At 52.8% G+C, this 19,940-nt stretch carries 19 protein-coding genes; 1 reads left to right on the top strand and 18 read right to left on the bottom strand.

The window, feature by feature from the left end:
- Nucleotides 1-5 precede the first annotated feature (5 nt).
- The 14 genes from tolQ to sdhC form a co-directional block, all read right to left on the bottom strand.
- Nucleotides 6-692, bottom strand: a complete 687-nt coding sequence (tolQ, locus tag DD586_RS06005; protein WP_012770580.1) for a Tol-Pal system protein TolQ — start codon at nucleotides 690-692, stop codon at nucleotides 6-8.
- On the bottom strand, nucleotides 689-1,093 hold the full coding sequence (gene ybgC / locus DD586_RS06000) for a tol-pal system-associated acyl-CoA thioesterase (RefSeq protein WP_012883917.1): 405 nt from the start codon (nucleotides 1,091-1,093) through the stop codon (nucleotides 689-691). The genes tolQ and ybgC overlap by 4 nt, the downstream gene beginning before the upstream one ends.
- Nucleotides 1,094-1,227: 134 nt before the next feature.
- Nucleotides 1,228-1,518 (bottom strand): cyd operon protein YbgE, encoded by a 291-nt coding sequence (gene ybgE, locus DD586_RS05995; protein WP_012883916.1) that lies wholly within the window; start codon nucleotides 1,516-1,518, stop codon nucleotides 1,228-1,230.
- Nucleotides 1,518-1,631 (bottom strand): cytochrome bd-I oxidase subunit CydX, encoded by a 114-nt coding sequence (gene cydX, locus DD586_RS21245; RefSeq protein WP_012883915.1) that lies wholly within the window; start codon nucleotides 1,629-1,631, stop codon nucleotides 1,518-1,520. Before cydX ends, ybgE begins: the two co-directional genes overlap by 1 nt.
- 16 nt (nucleotides 1,632-1,647) lie before the next feature.
- The gene (gene cydB, locus DD586_RS05990; protein WP_012883914.1) at nucleotides 1,648-2,787 is read right to left on the bottom strand and encodes a cytochrome d ubiquinol oxidase subunit II; all 1,140 of its coding nucleotides are present in this window, start codon (nucleotides 2,785-2,787) and stop codon (nucleotides 1,648-1,650) included.
- A gap of 12 nt (nucleotides 2,788-2,799) precedes the next feature.
- Nucleotides 2,800-4,365: a cytochrome ubiquinol oxidase subunit I gene (cydA, locus tag DD586_RS05985; RefSeq protein ID WP_012883913.1), complete on the bottom strand. Its 1,566-nt coding sequence runs from the start codon at nucleotides 4,363-4,365 to the stop codon at nucleotides 2,800-2,802.
- Between the two features lie 695 nt (nucleotides 4,366-5,060).
- On the bottom strand, nucleotides 5,061-5,933 hold the full coding sequence (sucD, locus tag DD586_RS05980) for a succinate--CoA ligase subunit alpha (protein ID WP_012883911.1): 873 nt from the start codon (nucleotides 5,931-5,933) through the stop codon (nucleotides 5,061-5,063).
- Entirely contained in the window at nucleotides 5,933-7,099 is a 1,167-nt protein-coding gene (gene sucC / locus DD586_RS05975; protein ID WP_012883910.1) for an ADP-forming succinate--CoA ligase subunit beta, read from the bottom strand. Before sucC ends, sucD begins: the two co-directional genes overlap by 1 nt.
- Before the next feature lie 138 nt (nucleotides 7,100-7,237).
- Nucleotides 7,238-8,458, bottom strand: a complete 1,221-nt coding sequence (gene odhB / locus DD586_RS05970; RefSeq protein ID WP_012883909.1) for a 2-oxoglutarate dehydrogenase complex dihydrolipoyllysine-residue succinyltransferase — start codon at nucleotides 8,456-8,458, stop codon at nucleotides 7,238-7,240.
- Nucleotides 8,459-8,475: 17 nt separating this feature from the next.
- A complete protein-coding gene (gene sucA, locus DD586_RS05965; RefSeq protein ID WP_012883908.1) occupies nucleotides 8,476-11,283 on the bottom strand; it encodes a 2-oxoglutarate dehydrogenase E1 component in 2,808 nt (935 codons plus the stop codon).
- A gap of 238 nt (nucleotides 11,284-11,521) precedes the next feature.
- Nucleotides 11,522-12,238 carry a succinate dehydrogenase iron-sulfur subunit gene (locus DD586_RS05960; protein WP_012883907.1) on the bottom strand — a complete coding sequence of 239 codons (717 nt, stop codon included), beginning with the start codon at nucleotides 12,236-12,238 and terminating at the stop codon, nucleotides 11,522-11,524.
- Nucleotides 12,239-12,256: 18 nt separating this feature from the next.
- A complete protein-coding gene (gene sdhA / locus DD586_RS05955) occupies nucleotides 12,257-14,023 on the bottom strand; it encodes a succinate dehydrogenase flavoprotein subunit (RefSeq protein WP_012883906.1) in 1,767 nt (588 codons plus the stop codon).
- Complete coding sequence (gene sdhD, locus DD586_RS05950; RefSeq protein ID WP_012883905.1) at nucleotides 14,023-14,370, bottom strand: succinate dehydrogenase membrane anchor subunit; 348 nt, start codon at nucleotides 14,368-14,370, stop codon at nucleotides 14,023-14,025. Before sdhD ends, sdhA begins: the two co-directional genes overlap by 1 nt.
- On the bottom strand, nucleotides 14,364-14,753 hold the full coding sequence (gene sdhC, locus DD586_RS05945; RefSeq protein ID WP_012883904.1) for a succinate dehydrogenase cytochrome b556 subunit: 390 nt from the start codon (nucleotides 14,751-14,753) through the stop codon (nucleotides 14,364-14,366). The genes sdhD and sdhC overlap by 7 nt, the downstream gene beginning before the upstream one ends.
- A gap of 679 nt (nucleotides 14,754-15,432) precedes the next feature.
- Here sdhC and DD586_RS05940 point away from each other — a divergent pair.
- The gene (locus DD586_RS05940) at nucleotides 15,433-16,719 is read left to right on the top strand and encodes a citrate synthase (RefSeq protein WP_012883903.1); all 1,287 of its coding nucleotides are present in this window, start codon (nucleotides 15,433-15,435) and stop codon (nucleotides 16,717-16,719) included.
- A gap of 102 nt (nucleotides 16,720-16,821) precedes the next feature.
- Here DD586_RS05940 and pxpA read toward each other — a convergent pair whose 3' ends face one another.
- From pxpA to DD586_RS05920, 4 genes are all read right to left on the bottom strand, one after another.
- A complete protein-coding gene (gene pxpA / locus DD586_RS05935; RefSeq protein WP_012883902.1) occupies nucleotides 16,822-17,559 on the bottom strand; it encodes a 5-oxoprolinase subunit PxpA in 738 nt (245 codons plus the stop codon).
- Entirely contained in the window at nucleotides 17,549-18,478 is a 930-nt protein-coding gene (gene pxpC, locus DD586_RS05930; protein WP_012883901.1) for a 5-oxoprolinase subunit PxpC, read from the bottom strand. Before pxpC ends, pxpA begins: the two co-directional genes overlap by 11 nt.
- Complete coding sequence (gene pxpB, locus DD586_RS05925; RefSeq protein ID WP_012883900.1) at nucleotides 18,472-19,131, bottom strand: 5-oxoprolinase subunit PxpB; 660 nt, start codon at nucleotides 19,129-19,131, stop codon at nucleotides 18,472-18,474. The genes pxpC and pxpB overlap by 7 nt, the downstream gene beginning before the upstream one ends.
- 61 nt (nucleotides 19,132-19,192) lie before the next feature.
- Nucleotides 19,193-19,936 carry a type 2 GTP cyclohydrolase I gene (locus DD586_RS05920; protein WP_012883899.1) on the bottom strand — a complete coding sequence of 248 codons (744 nt, stop codon included), beginning with the start codon at nucleotides 19,934-19,936 and terminating at the stop codon, nucleotides 19,193-19,195.
- Nucleotides 19,937-19,940: the final 4 nt, after the last annotated feature.

Below are 19,940 nucleotides of genomic sequence, written 5' to 3'. Positions count from 1 at the left end.
CCTGATTAACGGTTGCCTTCGCTGGAGAAAGCCTGACGGTGCAGGATAGCAATAAACTCTTCCATGAAGTTGTCGTAATTCTGCTCCAGTTTATTCACACGCTGGTTCAGGCGGTTATATGCCATAACGGCCGGGATTGCGGCGAACAGACCGATAGCGGTAGCAATCAATGCTTCGGCGATACCCGGCGCCACCATCTGTAGTGTCGCCTGCTTCACCGCACCCAGCGCGATGAACGCATGCATAATCCCCCATACGGTACCGAACAAACCGATATACGGGCTGATAGACCCGACGGTGCCGAGGAAAGGAATATGCGTTTCCAATGTTTCCAGCTCACGGTTCAAGGAAATGCGCATGGCACGGGAGGCCCCTTCCACCACCGCTTCCGGTGCATGGCTATTGGCCCGATGCAACCGCGCGAACTCCTTGAAGCCCGCATAAAAAATTTGCTCAGTACCCGTCAGATTCTCACGTCGAGTCTGACTTTCCTGATAAAGGCGAGACAGCTCAATACCCGACCAGAATTTGTCTTCAAACGCTTCGGCGTCACGCGTCGCAGCATTCAGAATACGGGTACGCTGAATGATAATCGCCCAAGAGGCAATGGAAAAACCGATTAAAATTAACATGATAAGTTTAACCAGAAGGCTAGCCTTCAGGAACAAATCAAGAATATTCATGTCAGTCACTGCTTAAACTCCGCGACAATAGACTTAGGAAGCGCAACCGGCTTCATTTGAAATGGATCGATACATGCGACTAAAACCTCGGCATGGCTCAGCAGGGTGCCATACGAGTCAAGAATGCGCTGTGCGAATGTCAGGGAAGCGCCGCGTATCGTAACGATTTCGCTTTGCACTTCCAGTAAATCGTCAAGACGCGCCGGGGCAAGATACTCAATCGTCATTTTACGTACAGCAAAGGCAATATGTTCATTCATGAGTACGCGCTGATGAAAATCGTGCGCGCGCAACATTTCAGTTCTGGCTCGTTCATAGAAGGCCACATAACGCGCGTGATAAACCACGCCACCTGCATCTGTATCTTCATAGTAGACACGCACTGGCCAGCGGAACACTTTATTACTCACTCTACATCCCGGTAATGCGATAAACCCCGCTACTATACGCAAGAGGGATAAAGTTGGGAATGGGTTCTATGTACAGGAAGGTAAATAATTATGGGTTGCGGACAACCCATAACCAAAAGGAATGAAAAGCTATCCTACAGGAAGTAGTAATACAATCCTGCGGCCAGGATCACAAAGGCTGGAAGGGGGGAAAAGAAGGCTCGCCAGCGCATTCTCTGCGGACGAAACCCTACACCATGCACGACCCCCGTACACACCGCCCAAATCAGCACGATTCCCTGCCAGACTGCCAGTGAGCTGGTGCGAGCGGCAAAACGCGCAGGCTCCCAGAAAACACATCCAGCCAGTAATAACGCCATGATCAGGGAAAGGGCCCGTAACGGGCCCTTATCCATACAGCGGTAAAGACGATCAATAACCATCATTACAGTTTATCTTTATTCGTCTTGGTTGCTTCGCTCTGTTCCAGTGCCAGAGCAGTAATCACGCCCAGCGAACAAGCAAGAAGCGTTCCCAATATCCAGGCAAAATACCACATAAATCAGGCTCCTTACTTAGTACAACGAATGAGAATTCTGCTCGATATGCTCTTTAGTGATGCGTCCGAACATCTTGTAGTAACACCAAATGGTGTAAGACAGCACGATCGGGACGAAGATAATCGCCACCACAGTCATCACTCGAAGCGTCAGCAGGCTGGAGGTTGCATCCCACATGGTCAGGCTGACATTCGGTACGGTCACTGACGGCATGATGAACGGGAACATGGCAATACCAGCAGTCAGGATCACACAGGCGATGCTAAGGGAGGAGAACAAAAATGCCATCGCTCCCTTTCCTGCCCGCGCCATGAGCGCAGTCACCAGCGGCAACACCACACCGAGCAGCGGAATAGCCCACAGCACAGGGTGACTATTGTAGTTGACCAACCAGGCACCAGCCTGACGAGCTACTTCTTTATGCAGCGGGTTAGACTCGCCAGCCGTATTAATGACCGACGTTAGTACATAACCATCAATGCCATAAACAACCCAGACACCCGCCAGAGCAAACGTCACCGTCAGCGCCAACGAAGCGAACTGAGCGACTTTTTTGGCACGGAACAGCAGGTCGCCGGAAGTACGCATCACCAGATAAGTCGCCCCCTGTGCCACAATCATGCTCAGGCTGACAATACCTGCCAATAAGCCGAACGGATTGAGCAACTGGAAGAAGTTACCGGTGTAGTACAAGCGCAGATACTCATCCACATGGAACGGAACACCCTGTAGCAGGTTACCGAATGCGACACCGATAACCACCGGCGGAACGAAACTACCGATGAAAATGCCCCAGTCCCACATATTGCGCCAGCGCGGATCTTCGATTTTCGAACGGTAGTCAAAGCCGACCGGACGGAAATACAACGATGCCAGAACCAGAATCATCGCGATGTAGAAACCGGAAAACGCAGCGGCATACACCATCGGCCAGGCAGCGAACAGCGCACCACCAGCCGTGATCAACCACACCTGGTTACCGTCCCAATGCGGCGCGATACTGTTAATCATCACGCGGCGCTCTACATCATTACGCCCCATCAGGCGTACCAGCACACCGACGCCCATGTCAAAACCATCGGTGACGGCAAAACCGATCAGCAGCACACCAATCAGCAGCCACCAGACAAAACGCAAGACTTCATAATCAAACATAGTGGACTCCTGTTACCGTACTTCCTGAGCCGCGATCGGCTGTTCGAAGTGATAAGCACCTGTTTTCAGACTGCTTGGACCCAGACGCGCATACTTGAACATCAGGTATGTTTCAGCCACCAGGAACAGCGTATACAGACCGCAAATCAGTCCCATGGAGAACAGGATGTCTCCCGCAGTTAGCGAGGAGTTAGCGACAGCAGTCGGCAACACTTCACCAATCGCCCACGGCTGGCGACCGTATTCCGCAACAAACCAACCCGCTTCAACAGCAATCCACGGCAACGGGATGCCATACAGCGCGATGCGATGCAGCCAGCGTTTCTGACCAATCTTGTTGCGCAGCACCGTCCAGAAAGACAGGCCGATAATCAACAGCATCAGTACGCCACACGCCACCATAATGCGGAAGGAGAAGTACAGTGGGGCTACACGCGGAATAGAATCTTTAACCGCCTGCTTAATCTGCGCGTCGCTGGCATCCGCCACATTCGGGGTATACCGTTTCAACAACAGACCATAACCAAGATCCTGTTTGTTTTTCAGGAACTCAGTGCGTACAGCCGGGTCGGTGTTACCGGAGCGCAGTTGCTGCAACAGATGGTAAGCCTTCATACCGTTGCGGATACGAACTTCATGCTGCTCCATCAGTTCTTTCAGACCCGTCACCGTCTTGTCGGTAGAACGGGTAGCGATCAGGCCCAGCATGTAAGGGATCTGAATTGCGTACTTGTTCTCCATTGTTTCCTGATTCGGAACACCGAACAAGGTAAACGCAGCAGGTGCAGGTTGGGTTTCCCATTCTGCTTCGATAGCCGCCAGCTTGGTTTTCTGTACGTCGCCCATCTCGTAACCAGACTCGTCGCCCAGCACGATAACAGACAGTACGGCCGCCATACCAAAGCTTGCTGCAATCGCAAAGGAACGTTTGGCAAAAGCGACATCACGCCCTTTCAGCAGGTAGTAGGAGCTGATACCCAAAATGAACATGGCACCGGTACAATATCCTGCCGCGACGGTGTGAACGAATTTCACCTGTGCAACCGGGTTCAATACCAGATCAGCAAAGCTCACCATCTCCATGCGCATGGTTTCGAAGTTGAAATCCGAAGCAACTGGGTTCTGCATCCAGCCGTTGGCCACCAGAATCCACAATGCAGACAAGTTGGACCCCAACGCCACCAGCCAGGTTACCGCCATGTGCTGCACTTTGCCCAGTCGATCCCAGCCAAAGAAGAACAGCCCGACAAAGGTAGACTCCAGGAAGAACGCCATCAATCCTTCGATTGCCAGAGGTGCACCGAAGATATCGCCGACATAGTGAGAGTAATACGACCAGTTAGTACCGAACTGGAATTCCATGGTCAGACCGGTAGACACACCAAGGGCAAAGTTAATCGCAAACAACTTGCCCCAGAACTTGGTCATATCTTTGTAGATTTGTTTGCCAGACAAGACATACACGGTTTCCATGATCGCCAGCAAAAACGCCATCCCCAGCGTTAAAGGCACGAACAGGAAATGATACATCGCGGTCAAGGCAAACTGTAAACGTGACAGTTCGACTACATCAAACATCTTAACTCCTTGCTCCTCGCAGGAGGGTCTTTAGCTCGCTGTACAGACAAGCCACTAAATACCCGGCAGTTAGTAACCTAAAGAACACAACAATTGCTTTAGCACAGGCCTCAATATGCGCCACCACGTCATCACGACGCATTTGAAAAGTAAGCCGAAGAAAAAATTACAGAATTACGAATACTATACTCAGATATGAGTATAGTTATATTACGCCTCTACAACCTTACAATAAATAGGTTTTTACGTGATGCGGATTGAGTTTTTTGATTTTACGCCAATCGCCACGTTACGGGCCCTCAAGGGCATAATTGACCCACCGCAATTTAATCTTATTTCCGAACAGATATCCAGTTTAGATTTTTGATCTAAAACAACTATCGCCCCATATGTTAATAAACATCGCCTTTTATTTTACACATCATTAAATGTTAATCTGATGTAATCGTCTGGTTTCTGAAGCGTGCCGTTAATAATGTATTTTTTGTTTTAAATAAAAATAGCATTGGTTGATCTAAAATATGGAAACTTTTAATTTATACACCATGTGTTATTTTATTGTTGCCAGATTGATTAAATATATTCCCATGAAGCTACATTTTTGCGACAAGGTTCAAATATAAAAAAGGCCACCTGAGGTGGCCAAACATGTCGAACTTTGAAGGTAATGAAACACTATATTCAGTGCATTCCGCTTAACGTGTCAGCACTGCTTTTACCGCATCGCCGATGTCAGCCAGGCTGCGTACTGTCTTAACGCCCGCGGCCTCAAGCGCAGCAAATTTGTCATCTGCCGTACCTTTACCACCAGCGATAATCGCACCCGCATGGCCCATACGCTTGCCTTTCGGCGCGGTGACACCCGCAATATATCCCACGACCGGTTTGGTGACGTGTTCTTTAATGTAGGCTGCCGCTTCTTCTTCAGCAGTACCACCGATTTCACCGATCATCACGATAGCTTCGGTCTGCGGATCCTGTTCGAACAGCTTGAGAATATCGATAAAGTTGGAGCCAGGAATCGGGTCGCCACCGATACCCACGCAAGTCGACTGACCCAGACCAGCATCTGTAGTCTGTTTTACGGCTTCATAAGTCAGCGTACCGGAGCGAGATACAATACCCACTTTACCCGGCAAATGGATGTGGCCTGGCATGATACCAATCTTACAGGCCCCTGGGGTGATCACACCTGGGCAGTTCGGACCGATCATACGCACACCGCTTTGCTCCAGCTTCACTTTCACCGTCAGCATATCCAGCGTCGGGATACCTTCGGTGATACAGATGATCAGTTGGATACCCGCATCAATGGCTTCCAGAATGGAGTCTTTACAGAACGGAGCCGGTACATAGATAACAGACGCCGTCGCACCCGTGGCTTCTACTGCTTCACGTACCGTATTAAATACGGGCAGCCCCAGATGTTCCGTACCGCCTTTACCTGGCGTTACACCACCTACCATCTGCGTACCGTAGGCAATCGCCTGCTCAGAATGGAATGAACCCTGACTGCCGGTAAAACCCTGACAGATGACTTTGGTGTTTTTATCGATCAGAATGGACATTATTTACCCTCCACTGCTGCAACCACTTGCTGAGCCGCATCCGTCAGGCTGGTCGCAGCAATGATGTTCAAACCACTATCCGCCAGTTTCTGCGCACCCAATTCAGCATTGTTGCCTTCCAGACGCACAACGACCGGAACATTCACGCCCACTTCCGCTACCGCACCGATAATACCGTCGGCAATCAGGTCACAACGAACGATACCACCGAAAATATTGACCAGTACCGCTTTCACCTTGTCATCAGACAGGATGATTTTGAATGCTTCGGTTACACGTTCTTTGGTCGCGCCACCACCCACATCGAGGAAGTTAGCCGGTGAACCACCGTGCAGCTTCACGATGTCCATGGTTCCCATCGCCAGACCAGCGCCATTCACCATACAACCGATGTTGCCATCCAGTGCGACATAGTTCAGTTCCCACTGAGCAGCATGTGCTTCACGGGCATCTTCCTGGGAGTGGTCACGCATTTCGCGCAGTTCCGGCTGGCGGAACAGGGCATTACCGTCAGCACCCAGCTTGCCGTCCAGACACACCAGGTCACCTTGTTTAGTGATAACCAGCGGGTTGATTTCAACCAGCGCCAGGTCACGTTCCAGGAACAGTGTCGCCAACCCCATGAAGATTTTGGTGAACTGCGCAACCTGCTTACCGCTTAACCCCAGCTTGAACGCCAGTTCGCGTCCCTGATACGGTTGAGGCCCGGTCAAGGGATCCAGAGCGACTTTATGAATCAGATGTGGCGTTTCTTCGGCCACTTTTTCAATTTCAACACCACCTTCGGTGGAAGCCATGAATACCACACGGCGGGTACCACGATCGACTACAGCACCCAGATAAAGCTCTTTATCAATATCCGTTGCACCTTCCACCAGAATCTGATGAACCGGCTGACCGTTAGCGTCCGTTTGGTAGGTAACCAGACGTTTACCCAACCAGTTTTCAGCAAAGGCGCGAATCTCTTCTTTGCTGTTCACCAGTTTCACACCGCCAGCCTTACCACGGCCGCCAGCATGCACCTGACACTTAACAACCCACGGGCCAGCACCAATCTTGGAGGCAGCTTCTTCCGCTTCACGCGGTGTTGTGCAGGCGTAACCGGTGGGTGCCGGTAAACCATACCGAGCAAAGAGCTGTTTTGCCTGATACTCATGTAAGTTCATGATGTTCTATCCATTTAAGTTTGAAGATAAGTCCAGAGACTCTCTGTCGTGGATAACGCCGCCGCACAGAGGCAACGGCCTGCATAGCACATAATAAAGGCGGCAGGACGCAGGCCAGCCGCCTTTTACTACAACGGGTTAGACATCCAGCAACAAGCGAGCCGGGTCTTCCAGCATTTCTTTAACAGTAACCAGGAAACCGACTGATTCGCGGCCATCGATCAGGCGATGATCGTAGGACAACGCCAGATACATCATCGGCAGGATGACCACCTGGCCATTCACTGCCATTGGGCGATCTTTGATAGCATGCATCCCCAGAATCGCGCTCTGCGGCGGGTTGATAATCGGGGTCGACATCAGAGAACCAAACACGCCACCGTTGGTAATAGTGAAGTTACCACCCGTCAGCTCTTCAACGGTCAACTTACCGTCGCGGCCTTTCACCGCCAGCTCTTTGATTTTCTTCTCGATCTCGGCCATACCCAGCGAGTCGACATCTTTCAGCACCGGCGTTACCAGACCACGAGGGGTGGATACCGCAATGCTGACGTCGAAATAGTTATGGTAGACCACATCTTCGCCATCAATAGACGCATTCACTTCCGGATAGCGCTTCAGTGCTTCCACGACAGCTTTGATGTAGAAGGACATGAAGCCCAGACGCACGCCATGACGTTTTTCAAACGCTTCGCCATACTGCTTGCGCAGATCCATAATCGGTTGCATGTTGACTTCGTTGAACGTGGTCAGCATAGCGGTACTGTTTTTCGCTTCCAGCAGACGCTCAGCAACGCGCTTGCGCAGACGGGTCATCGGAACACGTTTCTCGCTGCGACCTCCCAGCGCGGCAACAGGTTGTGCTGCCACCGGTGCTTCAACCGCTTTGCTGGCTGGCTTCTGACCCGCCAGGTGTTTTTCCACATCTTCGCGGGTAATACGCCCGCCGACACCACTGCCTTTAATAGCGGATGCGTCCAAGTCATGTTCGGCAATCAGACGACGAATCGCTGGACTCAAAGCATCGTTATTTTCATCTTCTAATCCAGCGGTGTGACGCTGTGCCGGAGTAGACTCTTTGTTCTGTGCTTTTTCGCTGGTTTCTTTCCCGGAGTTATCTCCCGGACGCAAACGCCCCAGAACCTGGCGAGATGTCACGGTAGCGCCTTCAGCTTCCAGCACCACTTCCAGTACACCCGCTTCGATAGCCGGTACTTCCAGCACCACTTTGTCGGTTTCAATTTCAACCAGCACGTCATCACGCTGGACGCTATCGCCCGGTTTCTTGTGCCAGGTAGCGACAGTCGCGTCAGCTACAGATTCCGGCAGATCAGGGACAAGAATATCTACGCTACTCATTATCTATCCTTATTCATTTAATTAACGTTCAGCGCGTCATTAACCAGAGCTTGTTGTTGTTTCTGGTGTACGGACATATAGCCAACGGCGGGTGAAGCAGAGGCCGGGCGACCGGCATACCGCAACGAGGCACCAAAAGGAATCACCTCACGGAGGTGGTGCTGGCTGCAATACCATGCGCCCTGGTTCAGCGGCTCTTCCTGGCACCAGACAAAATCATGTACGTGAGCGAACGGTTCCAGCGCGGCCTGCACCGACTGATGCGGGAACGGATACAACTGTTCGATACGCACTATCGCCACATCGTTCTGTTCATTCTTGCGACGCTGTTCCAGTAAATCATAGTAGACCTTGCCGGAACACATCACGACACGCTTCACTGCTTTTGGATCCAGACTGTCAATTTCCCCTATTGCCGGCTGGAACTGCCCATCAGCCAGTTCATCCAGCGTAGACGTCGCCAGAGGATGACGCAGCAGCGATTTCGGCGACATCACAATCAGCGGGCGGCGCATACCACGCAACGCCTGACGACGCAGCATGTGGTAGACCTGAGCCGGTGTGGAGGGAACGCAGACCTGCATATTTTGCTCAGCGCACAATTGCAAGTAGCGCTCCAGACGGGCGGAGGAGTGTTCTGGACCCTGACCTTCATAACCATGCGGCAACAGCATGACCAGACCACACATACGGCCCCATTTCTGCTCGCCGGAACTGATGAACTGGTCAATCACCACCTGAGCGCCGTTGGCGAAATCACCAAACTGCGCTTCCCAGATAGTCAGCGTACGCGGCTCAGCCGTAGCGTAACCGTACTCAAATGCCAGCACAGCCTCTTCAGACAGCACCGAATCCCAGACGTTGAAAACGCCCTGAGCGTTATGAACATACGCCAGCGGTGTATAGGTAGAGCCGCCTTTCTGGTTGTGCACCACAGCGTGACGATGGAAGAAGGTACCGCGACCGGCATCTTCGCCAGACAAACGCACCGGAATGCCTTCGTCTACCAGTGTGGCGTAGGCCAGTGTTTCCGCACCGCCCCAGTCAAACAGTTTTTCGCCCGCCGCCATTTCAGCACGGTCGTTATAAATCTTGGCGACACGCGGCTGCATTTCCAGCGCTTCCGGCACTTCGCTGATACGGCGTGCCAGTTCCTGCAAACGCTTGATTTCAACTTTATGCGGATACGGTTCGTCCCACTCATGGTTGAGATAAGACATCCAGGTGAAAGAGTGCATGTCCATCGGACGCCACTCGTCTACCACACACTCACCCGCATCCAGCGCATCGCGATAAAGATTGACCATCTCGGTGGCGTCTTCCAACGTTGCAATCTTCTGCTGTTCCAGACGGTCGGCGTAGATTTTACGCGGCGTTGGGTGCTTTTTGATTTTCTGGTACATCACCGGCTGGGTAGCGCTCGGCTCATCGGCTTCGTTATGGCCGTGGCGGCGGTAGCACACCAGATCAATGAAGACATCACGCTGGAAGGTATTACGGAAATCCAGCGCCAGACGGGTAACAAACGCTACCGCTTCCGGGTCATCAGCATTAACGTGGAAAATAGGCGCCTGCACCATCTTGCCGATATCGGTACAGTATTCAGTGGAACGGGCATCGAGAGGGTTGGAGGTGGTAAAACCAATCTGATTGTTGATAACAATACGGATCGTGCCACCCACGTCGTAACCGCGAGCTTTGGACATGTTCAGGGTTTCTTGCACTACCCCTTGCCCGGCAATCGCGGCGTCGCCGTGAATAGTAATTGGCAACACCAGTGAACTACTGGGGTTATCCAGACGATCGATACGGGCACGCACCGAGCCCATGACCACCGGGCTGACGATTTCCAGATGAGAGGGGTTAAACGCCAGCGCCAGGTGAACCTTGCCGCCTTCGGTTTCCATATCGGAGGAGAAACCCTGATGGTACTTCACGTCCCCCGTGCCGAGATGGTCTTTGTGCTTACCGGAGAACTCGTCGAACAGATCCTGGGTTTTTTTCCCCATCACGTTCACCAGCACGTTGAGGCGACCACGGTGGGCCATCCCCATCACCACTTCACGCGTACCATTTTTGCCCGCGTGGCGGATCATTTCCTTCAGCATAGGAATCAGCGCATCGCCACCTTCCAGCGAGAAGCGCTTGGCGCCGGGGAACTTGGCACCCAGGTAACGTTCCAGCCCTTCAGCAGCAGTCAGCTCTTTCAGGAAGCGCTTTCTTTCTTCAACGCTAAAGCTGGGTTGTCCCACCACCGACTCGATACGCTGCTGAATCCAGCGTTTTTCGTCGGTGTTGGTGATGTGCATGTATTCCGCACCGATCGAACCACAGTAAGTCTGCTTCAGTGCGCTATACAGTTCACCAAGCTGCATGGTTTCTTTACCAATGGCGAATGAGCCAACATTAAAGCTCTCTTTCAGATCGTCATCGGTCAGGTTGTGGTAAGCCAGATCCAGATCGGCTACGCGCTCTTGTTTCCACAGACCCAGCGGGTCAAGGTTGGCATGCTGATGCCCACGGAAACGGAAAGCGTTAATCAGCTGTAACACTTTGACTTGCTTAGCATCACTGTCGGGATCAGTAATGGAAGAAGTATAACGCGAAGCATCTTTCGCCAGACGGCGAAAATAATCGCGGGTTTTGGAGTGAAGTTGATCCGGTCTAACCCCAGTGGTAGGAAGTTGTTGAAAAATCGAACGCCAGCTGTGATCAATAGAATCTGGGTCGGTTAAAAAATCTTCATAGAGCTGCTCTATGTAGGACTGGTTCGCGCCCGCCAGATAGGAGGAATCCAGCCAGGCCTTCATTGCGCCGTTCTGCATTGTGATCCCTTAAGCTAATTAGCTTCAGTTTTCGCCGTGGTTAACATGTTCTATGTTGCCGTTATAAAACGGATTGCCGTAAAACGGTTCACTTGCTGTGCTTAGTTACGCACAATGCGGATAGTCTTATCCTGAAGGAACCTTTAAAAAGCGGTTCAAGCGCACAAGCCGGTTTTTAAAGGTTTCCTGTTGCTCCCCCGCCTCGCGACGGGGAAACAGTGTGCTACAGAGCCAGAACTCAGGCGCTACGCTGCAGCAACATCGACTTGATGTGGCCGATAGCGCGCGTCGGGTTCAATCCTTTCGGACAGACGCTGACGCAATTCATGATGCTGTGACAGCGGAATACGCTGAAAGCATCATTGAGGTCATCCAGGCGAGCCTTGGTTTCCGTATCGCGGCTGTCAATCAGGAAACGGTAGGCTGCCAGCAGACCTGCAGGCCCGACAAACTTATCCGGGTTCCACCAGAAAGACGGGCAGGATGTCGAACAGCATGCGCACATGATGCACTCGTACAGCCCATCCAGTTTTTCCCGCTGCTCTGGTGACTGCAGATGCTCGCGAGAAGGTGGATTCTTCCCATTATTCAACAGGTAAGGCTTAATTTTCTCATATTGAGCATAGAACTGCCCCATGTCTACCACCAAATCACGTACGACTGGCAGTCCAGGCAGGGGACGAATCACAATTTTGTTATTACCATTGCGCAGGGTAGATACCGGCGTGATGCAGGCCAACCCATTCTTGCCATTCATGTTCAGGCCGTCGGAACCGCACACCCCTTCACGACAGGAGCGACGGAATGCCAGTGTCGGGTCCTGCTCTTTGAGCAGGATCAGCGCATCGAGCAGCATCATGTCACGGCCTTCTTCCGCTTCCAGCGTATAGTCCTGCATGCGCGGAGCGCTATCGACATCCGGGTTATAACGATAAATGGAAAATTCAACTTTCATCGCTTTCTCTCCGCACAATTAATAGGTACGCACTTTCGGCGGGAACGCCGGACGCAGTTTAGGCTGCATGTTTACCTCACGGCGCGTCATGCTTTCGGTTTGCGGTTGATACAGCGAATGGCACAACCAATTCTCGTCATCACGATCAGGATAGTCGAATCGGCTGTGAGCTCCACGGCTTTCGGTACGGAAATTTGCCGATACCGCCGTGGCGTAAGCCGTTTCCATCAGGTTATCCAGTTCCAGACATTCAATACGCTGGGTATTGAACTCGCTGGACGTATCGTCCAGACGGGCGTTTTTGAGCCGTTCACGGATCACTTTCAGCTCTTCCAGCCCTTTCGCCATGGCATCACCTTCACGGAATACCGAGAAATTGTTCTGCATGCAGGACTGCAACGCTTTGCGAATTTCCACCGGGTCTTCACCGGAACGGGTGTTATTCCAGCGGTTCAGTCTGTCCAGCGAGGCCTCGATATCAGAATCGCTGGCATCACGCGTCACGCCCTGTTCGGCCAGAGATTCCTGCAAGTGCATCCCCGCAGAACGCCCGAACACCACCAGGTCGAGCAACGAGTTGCCACCCAGACGGTTAGCGCCATGTACCGATACACAAGCGATTTCACCTACAGCGAACAGACCAGGGATAACGACATCCTCACCCTTCTCATTCACTGTCAGTGCCTGACCGGTCACCTTGGTTGGAATCCCCCCCATCATGTAGTGGCAGGTCGGGATAACCGGAATCGGCTCTTTCACCGGATCAACGTGTGCGAACGTACGGGACAATTCCAGAATACCCGGCAGACGGGATTCCAGTACGTCTTTACCCAGGTGATCCAGCTTCAGCTTGGCATGTGGTCCCCACGGACCATCACAACCACGGCCTTCACGAATTTCAATCATGATAGAACGGGCTACCACGTCACGTCCGGCCAGGTCTTTAGCATTTGGCGCATAGCGTTCCATGAAGCGCTCACCGTGTTTATTCAACAGGTAACCACCCTCACCACGGCAACCTTCGGTCACCAGTACGCCCGCGCCGGCAATACCGGTCGGGTGGAACTGCCACATTTCCATGTCCTGCACCGGGACACCGGCGCGCAGCGCCATGCCAACACCGTCGCCGGTATTAATATGGGCATTGGTCGTAGACTGATAAATACGACCGGCTCCGCCTGTCGCCAGCACGGTAGCACGCGCTTTGAAATAAACGACTTCGCCGGTTTCAATACAGATAGCCGTACACCCAACCACCGCGCCATCCTGGTTTTTCACCAGATCCAGTGCATACCACTCGGAAAACACCGTGGTGTGGTTTTTCAGGTTCTGTTGATACAACGTATGCAACAGCGCGTGACCGGTACGGTCTGCCGCCGCTGCAGTACGGGCAGCCTGCTCGCCGCCAAAATTCTTAGACTGACCACCGAACGGGCGCTGGTAAATACGTCCGTCATCGAGACGGGAAAACGGCAGCCCCATGTGTTCCAGTTCAAGAATCGCTTCCGGACCGGTTTTACACATATATTCGATAGCGTCCTGATCACCGATATAGTCGGAACCTTTCACGGTGTCATACATGTGCCATTCCCAGTTATCTTCATGGGTATTGCCCAGCGCTACCGTGATGCCGCCTTGGGCAGATACAGTATGAGAACGGGTCGGGAACACTTTTGATAACAGGGCACAGGACAGGCCCATCTGGGAAATCTGCAGCGCAGCGCGCATACCTGCGCCACCTGCACCGACGACAACGGCATCAAACTCTCTGACTGGCAAATTCATCACGCACCCCACACCACAACAGTTCCATAAATGACGTACACCAACAACGCGACGACGATAGCCAGCTGCAACGTCAGCCGGATAGCCAGCGGTTTGATATAGTCAGTCAACACCTGCCACATCCCGATCCATGCATGAACCAGAATGGCGAACAGCGTCAGCAGGGTGAACACCTTGGTGAGATGCATGGCGAAGAAACCGCGCCAGACTTCATACGTGAGGTTACCGGCGCTGGCTACAAAACCAACGATATACAGGACATACAGCACGATGACGATGGCAGAAGCGCGAAGTAATAACCAATCGTGTACGCCATTACGCCCCAATGCGGAGGCATTGCTTACCATACGAGGACTCCAGCCAAAAATGAAAGCACGACAGTAATGATGAAAGAGGTTTTTGCAGAACGCGATCCCGCCTCGAAGTTCTCTTCGATATAGCCGAAATCCATCAACAGATGCCGCAGACCACCTACAATATGATAGGCCAGTGCGGTCAAAATGCCCCAGACAACGAATTTCACGATGAAGCTGCCCATGATGGCCGCCGCCTGAACAAACCCTTCTTGCGAAGAGAGAGACAGGCCCAACAGCCACAATAGGATACCTACAGCAACAAACGTTATAACGCCGGAGACACGGTGAAGAATAGATGCTATCGCGGTAACGGGGAACCGGATCGTTTGCAGATCCAGATTGACAGGTCTTTGTTTTTTCACGAGTTTGCCCACACAGCTTTTATTATTTTCTTCCTCCGGACCTGTTGTGGGGTCAGACAGTGCGGACGGTGAGATGATGCTTGTCTCTGTCAATGTACGGCTGGATACGATCCTTTATTTTCATCCGCACAAACCGATCACACTGGGTGCTCCTACTGCAGGGTATTCCGGAGACCTGGCGGCAGTATAGGCACTTCACATTCTTATTACAATTACCCTACAAACTGTTTGGGCACATTTGCCCTGAACAGTGATTGAGATCACGATTTTCACAATTTATATAAAATTAATTATCTGATTTGACAAATCCTCAACATTTAAATTACAACTAAGGCCCAAGAAACCTGTTGTCCTGTTAAAGCTCATCGGTAGCTCTTTCCCATTCACCAAAGTTATGTAACAGTGGGAAACAAAGTCCCCGGAAAAATTATAAGTACTGGCTACAATTAGAGCAGGACAGGGCTAAAACCCGAGCTGGGAGAAGACGAGTTCATCCTGACTGTGTGACCGCCTGACGATACGCCTGACGATAATAGTCAACTCTGTACCCGATTTGGTTTCCGACGACAGTTTGGTTTCCAACTACAGGGCGACGTCTGGTCTGTTTACTTTGTCCAGCGTGCGGGCATGACGGTATTTCTGCAGTGACGAATTTTTAAAATTAAAGATTAAAGCGCTAAGGAGACTGTAAATGGCTGATAAAAAAGCAACGCTTACAATAGACGGCAATGAAGCGATTGAGCTGAATGTCCTGTCTGGTACGCTTGGCAACGATGAAATCGATATTCGTAGCCTAGGTTCTAAAGGTTATTTCACGTTTGACCCCGGTTTCACTTCCACCGCATCCTGCGAATCCAAAATCACTTACATTGACGGCGATGTGGGCGTACTGCTGCACCGCGGCTACCCGATTGCGCAACTGGCGGAAAAATCCAACTATCTGGAGGTCTGTTATATCTTGTTGTTTGGCGAAGCGCCGACACAAGAACAGTATGACACTTTCAAGACCACCGTAACCCGCCACACCATGATTCACGAGCAGATCACGCGTCTGTTCCACGGTTTTCGTCGCGACTCCCACCCCATGGCGGTGTTGTGCGGCGTAACCGGCGCACTGGCAGCGTTCTACCATGATTCGTTAGATATCGGAAACGAACGTCATCGTGAGATCGCCGCTTACCGTCTGCTGTCGAAAATGCCGACCGTAGCGGCCATGTGTTATAAATATTCCATCGGCCAGCCGTTTGTGTACCCACGTAACGATCTGTCCTATGCGGGTAACTTCCTGCACATGATGTTCTCGACGCCATGCGAAGAGTACGTCGTCAATCCGGTGCTGGAACGTGCCATGGACCGCATCCTGATTCTGCACGCTGACCATGAGCAGAATGCGTCTACCTCTACCGTGCGTACCGCAGGCTCCTCCGGTGCCAACCCGTTTGCGTGTATCGCCGCCGGTATTGCCTCACTTTGGGGGCCAGCGCATGGCGGTGCCAACGAAGCTTGTCTGCGTATGCTGGAAGAAATCAGCTCTGTGGAGCATATTCCGGCCTTTATCAAACGCGCCAAAGACAAGAACGATTCGTTCCGTTTGATGGGCTTTGGTCATCGCGTGTACAAGAATTACGACCCGCGCGCTACCGTAATGCGTCAGACCTGTCACGAAGTTCTGAAAGAACTGGGTACGAAAGACGACCTATTGGAAGTGGCGATGGAACTGGAAAACATCGCGCTGAACGACCCGTACTTCATTGAGCGTAAACTCTACCCGAACGTAGACTTCTACTCAGGCATCATTCTGAAAGCCATGGGTATTCCGTCGACGATGTTCACGGTGATTTTCGCGATGGCTCGTACTGTCGGCTGGATTGCTCACTGGAGCGAAATGCACGGCGAAGGGCTGAAGATCGCTCGTCCGCGTCAGCTGTATACCGGCCACGCCGAACGCAACTTTGAGCCGTCAGTCACCAAACGCTAAGCGTCATCACGGTTAGTCAAATAAGTAAGGTCGGGTATTTACCCGACCTTTTTACTTTTAGCCTTTTTATGTTCAGTGCATGCCCGTATCCACGCTTTTCTGCTAACGGGCCGTAACCTGTATGCCGTACTGCGTGAAACTCTCCCTAAGCCGACGGGCAAAAACCAGCGCATGCTCGTTGTCGCCATGCAAGCAGACCGTTTCTGCCTGTACCGAGACCCAACTGCCATCCTGAGCCCGAACCCGCTGACGCTGCACCATTTCCAATGTCTGGGCTAGTGCCAGTTCGTCGCTACTGATCACGGCAGAAGGTTGATCACGTGGTACCAGCGAACCATCGGCCTGATAGCTGCGATCAGCGAAAACCTCCTGACGGCTCTTCAACCCGGCGCGCTGACCAGCATGAATCAATTCACTCCCCGCCAGCCCTACCAGACACAACGACGAGTCGACCGCCGCAACCGCACGGGCGATCGCCTCTGCCAGTGCCGGATCGCGCGCCGCCTGATTGTAGAGCATGCCATGTGGCTTCACATGAAACAGGCGCGCCCCTTCTGCCTTAACGATCGCTGCCAGGGCACCAATCTGATACAGCACCTGCGCATATACCTTGTCCGGCGGTACGTTCATGGCCGTTCGGCCAAAGTTTTCGCGATCAAAAAAGCTCGGATGAGCCCCGATCGCCACGCCATACTGGATAGCCCAACGTACCGACTGGCGCATCAGACTGGCATCGCCAGCATGAAAACCACAAGCGATATTGGCGGAGGAAACCAGCTGTAGCAACGCCTCGTCATGTTGACCGCCTTCTCCCAGATCGGCATTCAAATCAATGACCATGTAACCTCCAGGCAATCTGCTCCAGATAGCGGGATTGCTCCTGCCATGCTCGCTGCGCTTCATCCAGCGAGCAGCGAATAAAGTGCACCGGCTCTCCCAGACGCAACTGCGCCATGTTGTAAAGATCGGCGTCAATCACACAACCGATACGCGGATAACCGCCGGTAGTCTGCGCATCCGCCATCAACACAATAGGCTTGCCGTTATGCGGCACCTGAATCACCCCCGGCAACAGACCGTGCGACAGCATTTCTCGCTGCTTTTCGCGCACTAACTCTGGCCCCAACAGGCGATATCCCATGCGGTTACTCTGCGGACTTAGATGCCAGCCGGTACGCCAGAAATTATCGCGCGCCGCTTCACTAAACTCCTGATATTCCGGTCCTGGCAACACACGTACCCGGTTACCGAATAGCAGTTGCTTCACCCCCACTGAACGTTCGGGCAAGCGTGCCGGTTTCCCTAACGGGAGCACATCGCCTTCCGCCAGCAGTCGCCCTTCCAGCCCGCCAATACCCGCTTTCAGGTCGGTGCTACGAGAACCCAATATCTCTGGTACGGCAATCCCTCCGGATACCGCCAGATAACTGCGCATACCGTTACGCGGCGAGCGCAAGCGTAACGTCTGCCCCTTTTGTACCGGAAAACGCCAGCCGGTCCACAACGTTTTACCGTCCAATGAGGCGTGGCAATCGGCACCGGTCAACGCTATCCAGCATGGCGCGGTAAACGTAACGACCAGTTGCCCCAGTGTAATTTCCAGCGCGGCCGCAGTCGTTTCGTTCCCCACCAGCAGATTGGCGAGTTTCAACGCCGGACTATCCAACGCGCCACACTGACTGATCCCCAGTTGACGCCAACCTGGACGTCCGAGATCCTGTACGGTGGTTTGCAACCCTGCGCGAATAATCTTCAGCATATTCCCTCCCGCTGGGGTATAAAGCGCACCCGATCGCCCGGTCTTAACAACACTGGCGGTGTCTGCGTCGGCTGGAATAACGCCAGCGATGTCTGGCCAATCAGTTGCCAACCGCCCGGCGTACTGAGCGGGTAGATACCGGTTTGATTGCCGCCAATCCCGACTGAACCGGCGGGCACCTGCACGCGTGGTTCGGCACGACGAGGAGTAAACAGCGCCTCATCCAACCCGCCCAGATAAGGGAAACCGGGCTGGAAACCCAGAAAATAGACCACATAACGCCCGGCAGCATGACGTTCCACCACCTGCTTTGGCGTCATACCACAGTGCTCAGCCACCGTTTTCAGGTCCGGGCCGTAATCACCGCCATAGGTCACCGGAATATCAACGTCACGGGCCTGCTCTTGCGCGAAGGATGCACTCTCTTCCCACCAACGTTGCAACCGTTCGATGGCATCCAGCGCCTGTTCACGGGGGTGTCTGAGCACCACCGTCAGGTTATTCATGCCGGGAATGACTTCACTGACCTCGTCATGCCCGGTCAAACGCTCTGCCAGCCCCCAAATCCGCTGCTGGCTTTCCAGTCGTAATGGCGGTTCCAGCTCCAGCACCACCGCTCTCTCACCCAGTAAATAACAGCGTGCGCGTTGCATTCCACCTCCCGACTGATGTTCTGCCCTATCTCGCGATTGCCTCATCCAAACCCGGTCTGCTCTACGCCGGGTTAGGGATATCGATAAATGTCACGTCAAAACCGTGTTGTGCCGTAAGCCACTCACCTAATGCACGAATACCGGCACGCTCAGTAGCATGATGTCCGGCAGCGTAGAAATGTAGCCCCATTTCACGAGCGGTATGAATCGTTTTTTCCGACACCTCACCGGTGATGAAAGCATCAACGCCGAAGTCCGCCGCCTGATCGATAAAACCTTGCCCACCCCCCGTACACCAGGCAATACGCCGGATCTGTGCAGGCGCATTGTCACCACAGTGCAACACCGGCCGCTCCAATACCCTTTCCAGTTTGTGACGCAACGCGTCACCGCTACAAGGCTGAGCGACTTCGCCATACGGCAACAGCGGCTCAATCTCCCCCAGAACGCAAATATCCAGCATCGCCGCCAGTTGGGCGTTGTTACCGATTTGCGGGTGGGCATCCAACGGCAGGTGGTACCCATACAAATTGAGATCATTCGCCAGCAAGGTTTTCAGACGCTGGCGTTTCATGCCGCGTACCACCGCCGGTTCGTTACGCCAGAAGTAGCCATGATGGACCAGCACCGCATCGGCTTGCTGCGCTACTGCCGCATCCAGCAAAGCCTGACACGCCGTCACACCGGTCACGATACGCTGCACATCACTGCGCCCTTCTACCTGTAATCCATTAGGGCCGTAATCCTGAAACGCAGCCACATGCAGAAAACCGTTAATCAGGCTTTCCAGTTCTGTATTACGCATAGCT

The organism is Dickeya parazeae Ech586 (assembly GCF_000025065.1).
Lineage (GTDB): Bacteria > Pseudomonadota > Gammaproteobacteria > Enterobacterales > Enterobacteriaceae > Dickeya > Dickeya zeae.
The sequence above is the reverse complement of the archived record's forward strand: the minus strand, read 5'-3'. Positions and strand labels throughout refer to the sequence as shown.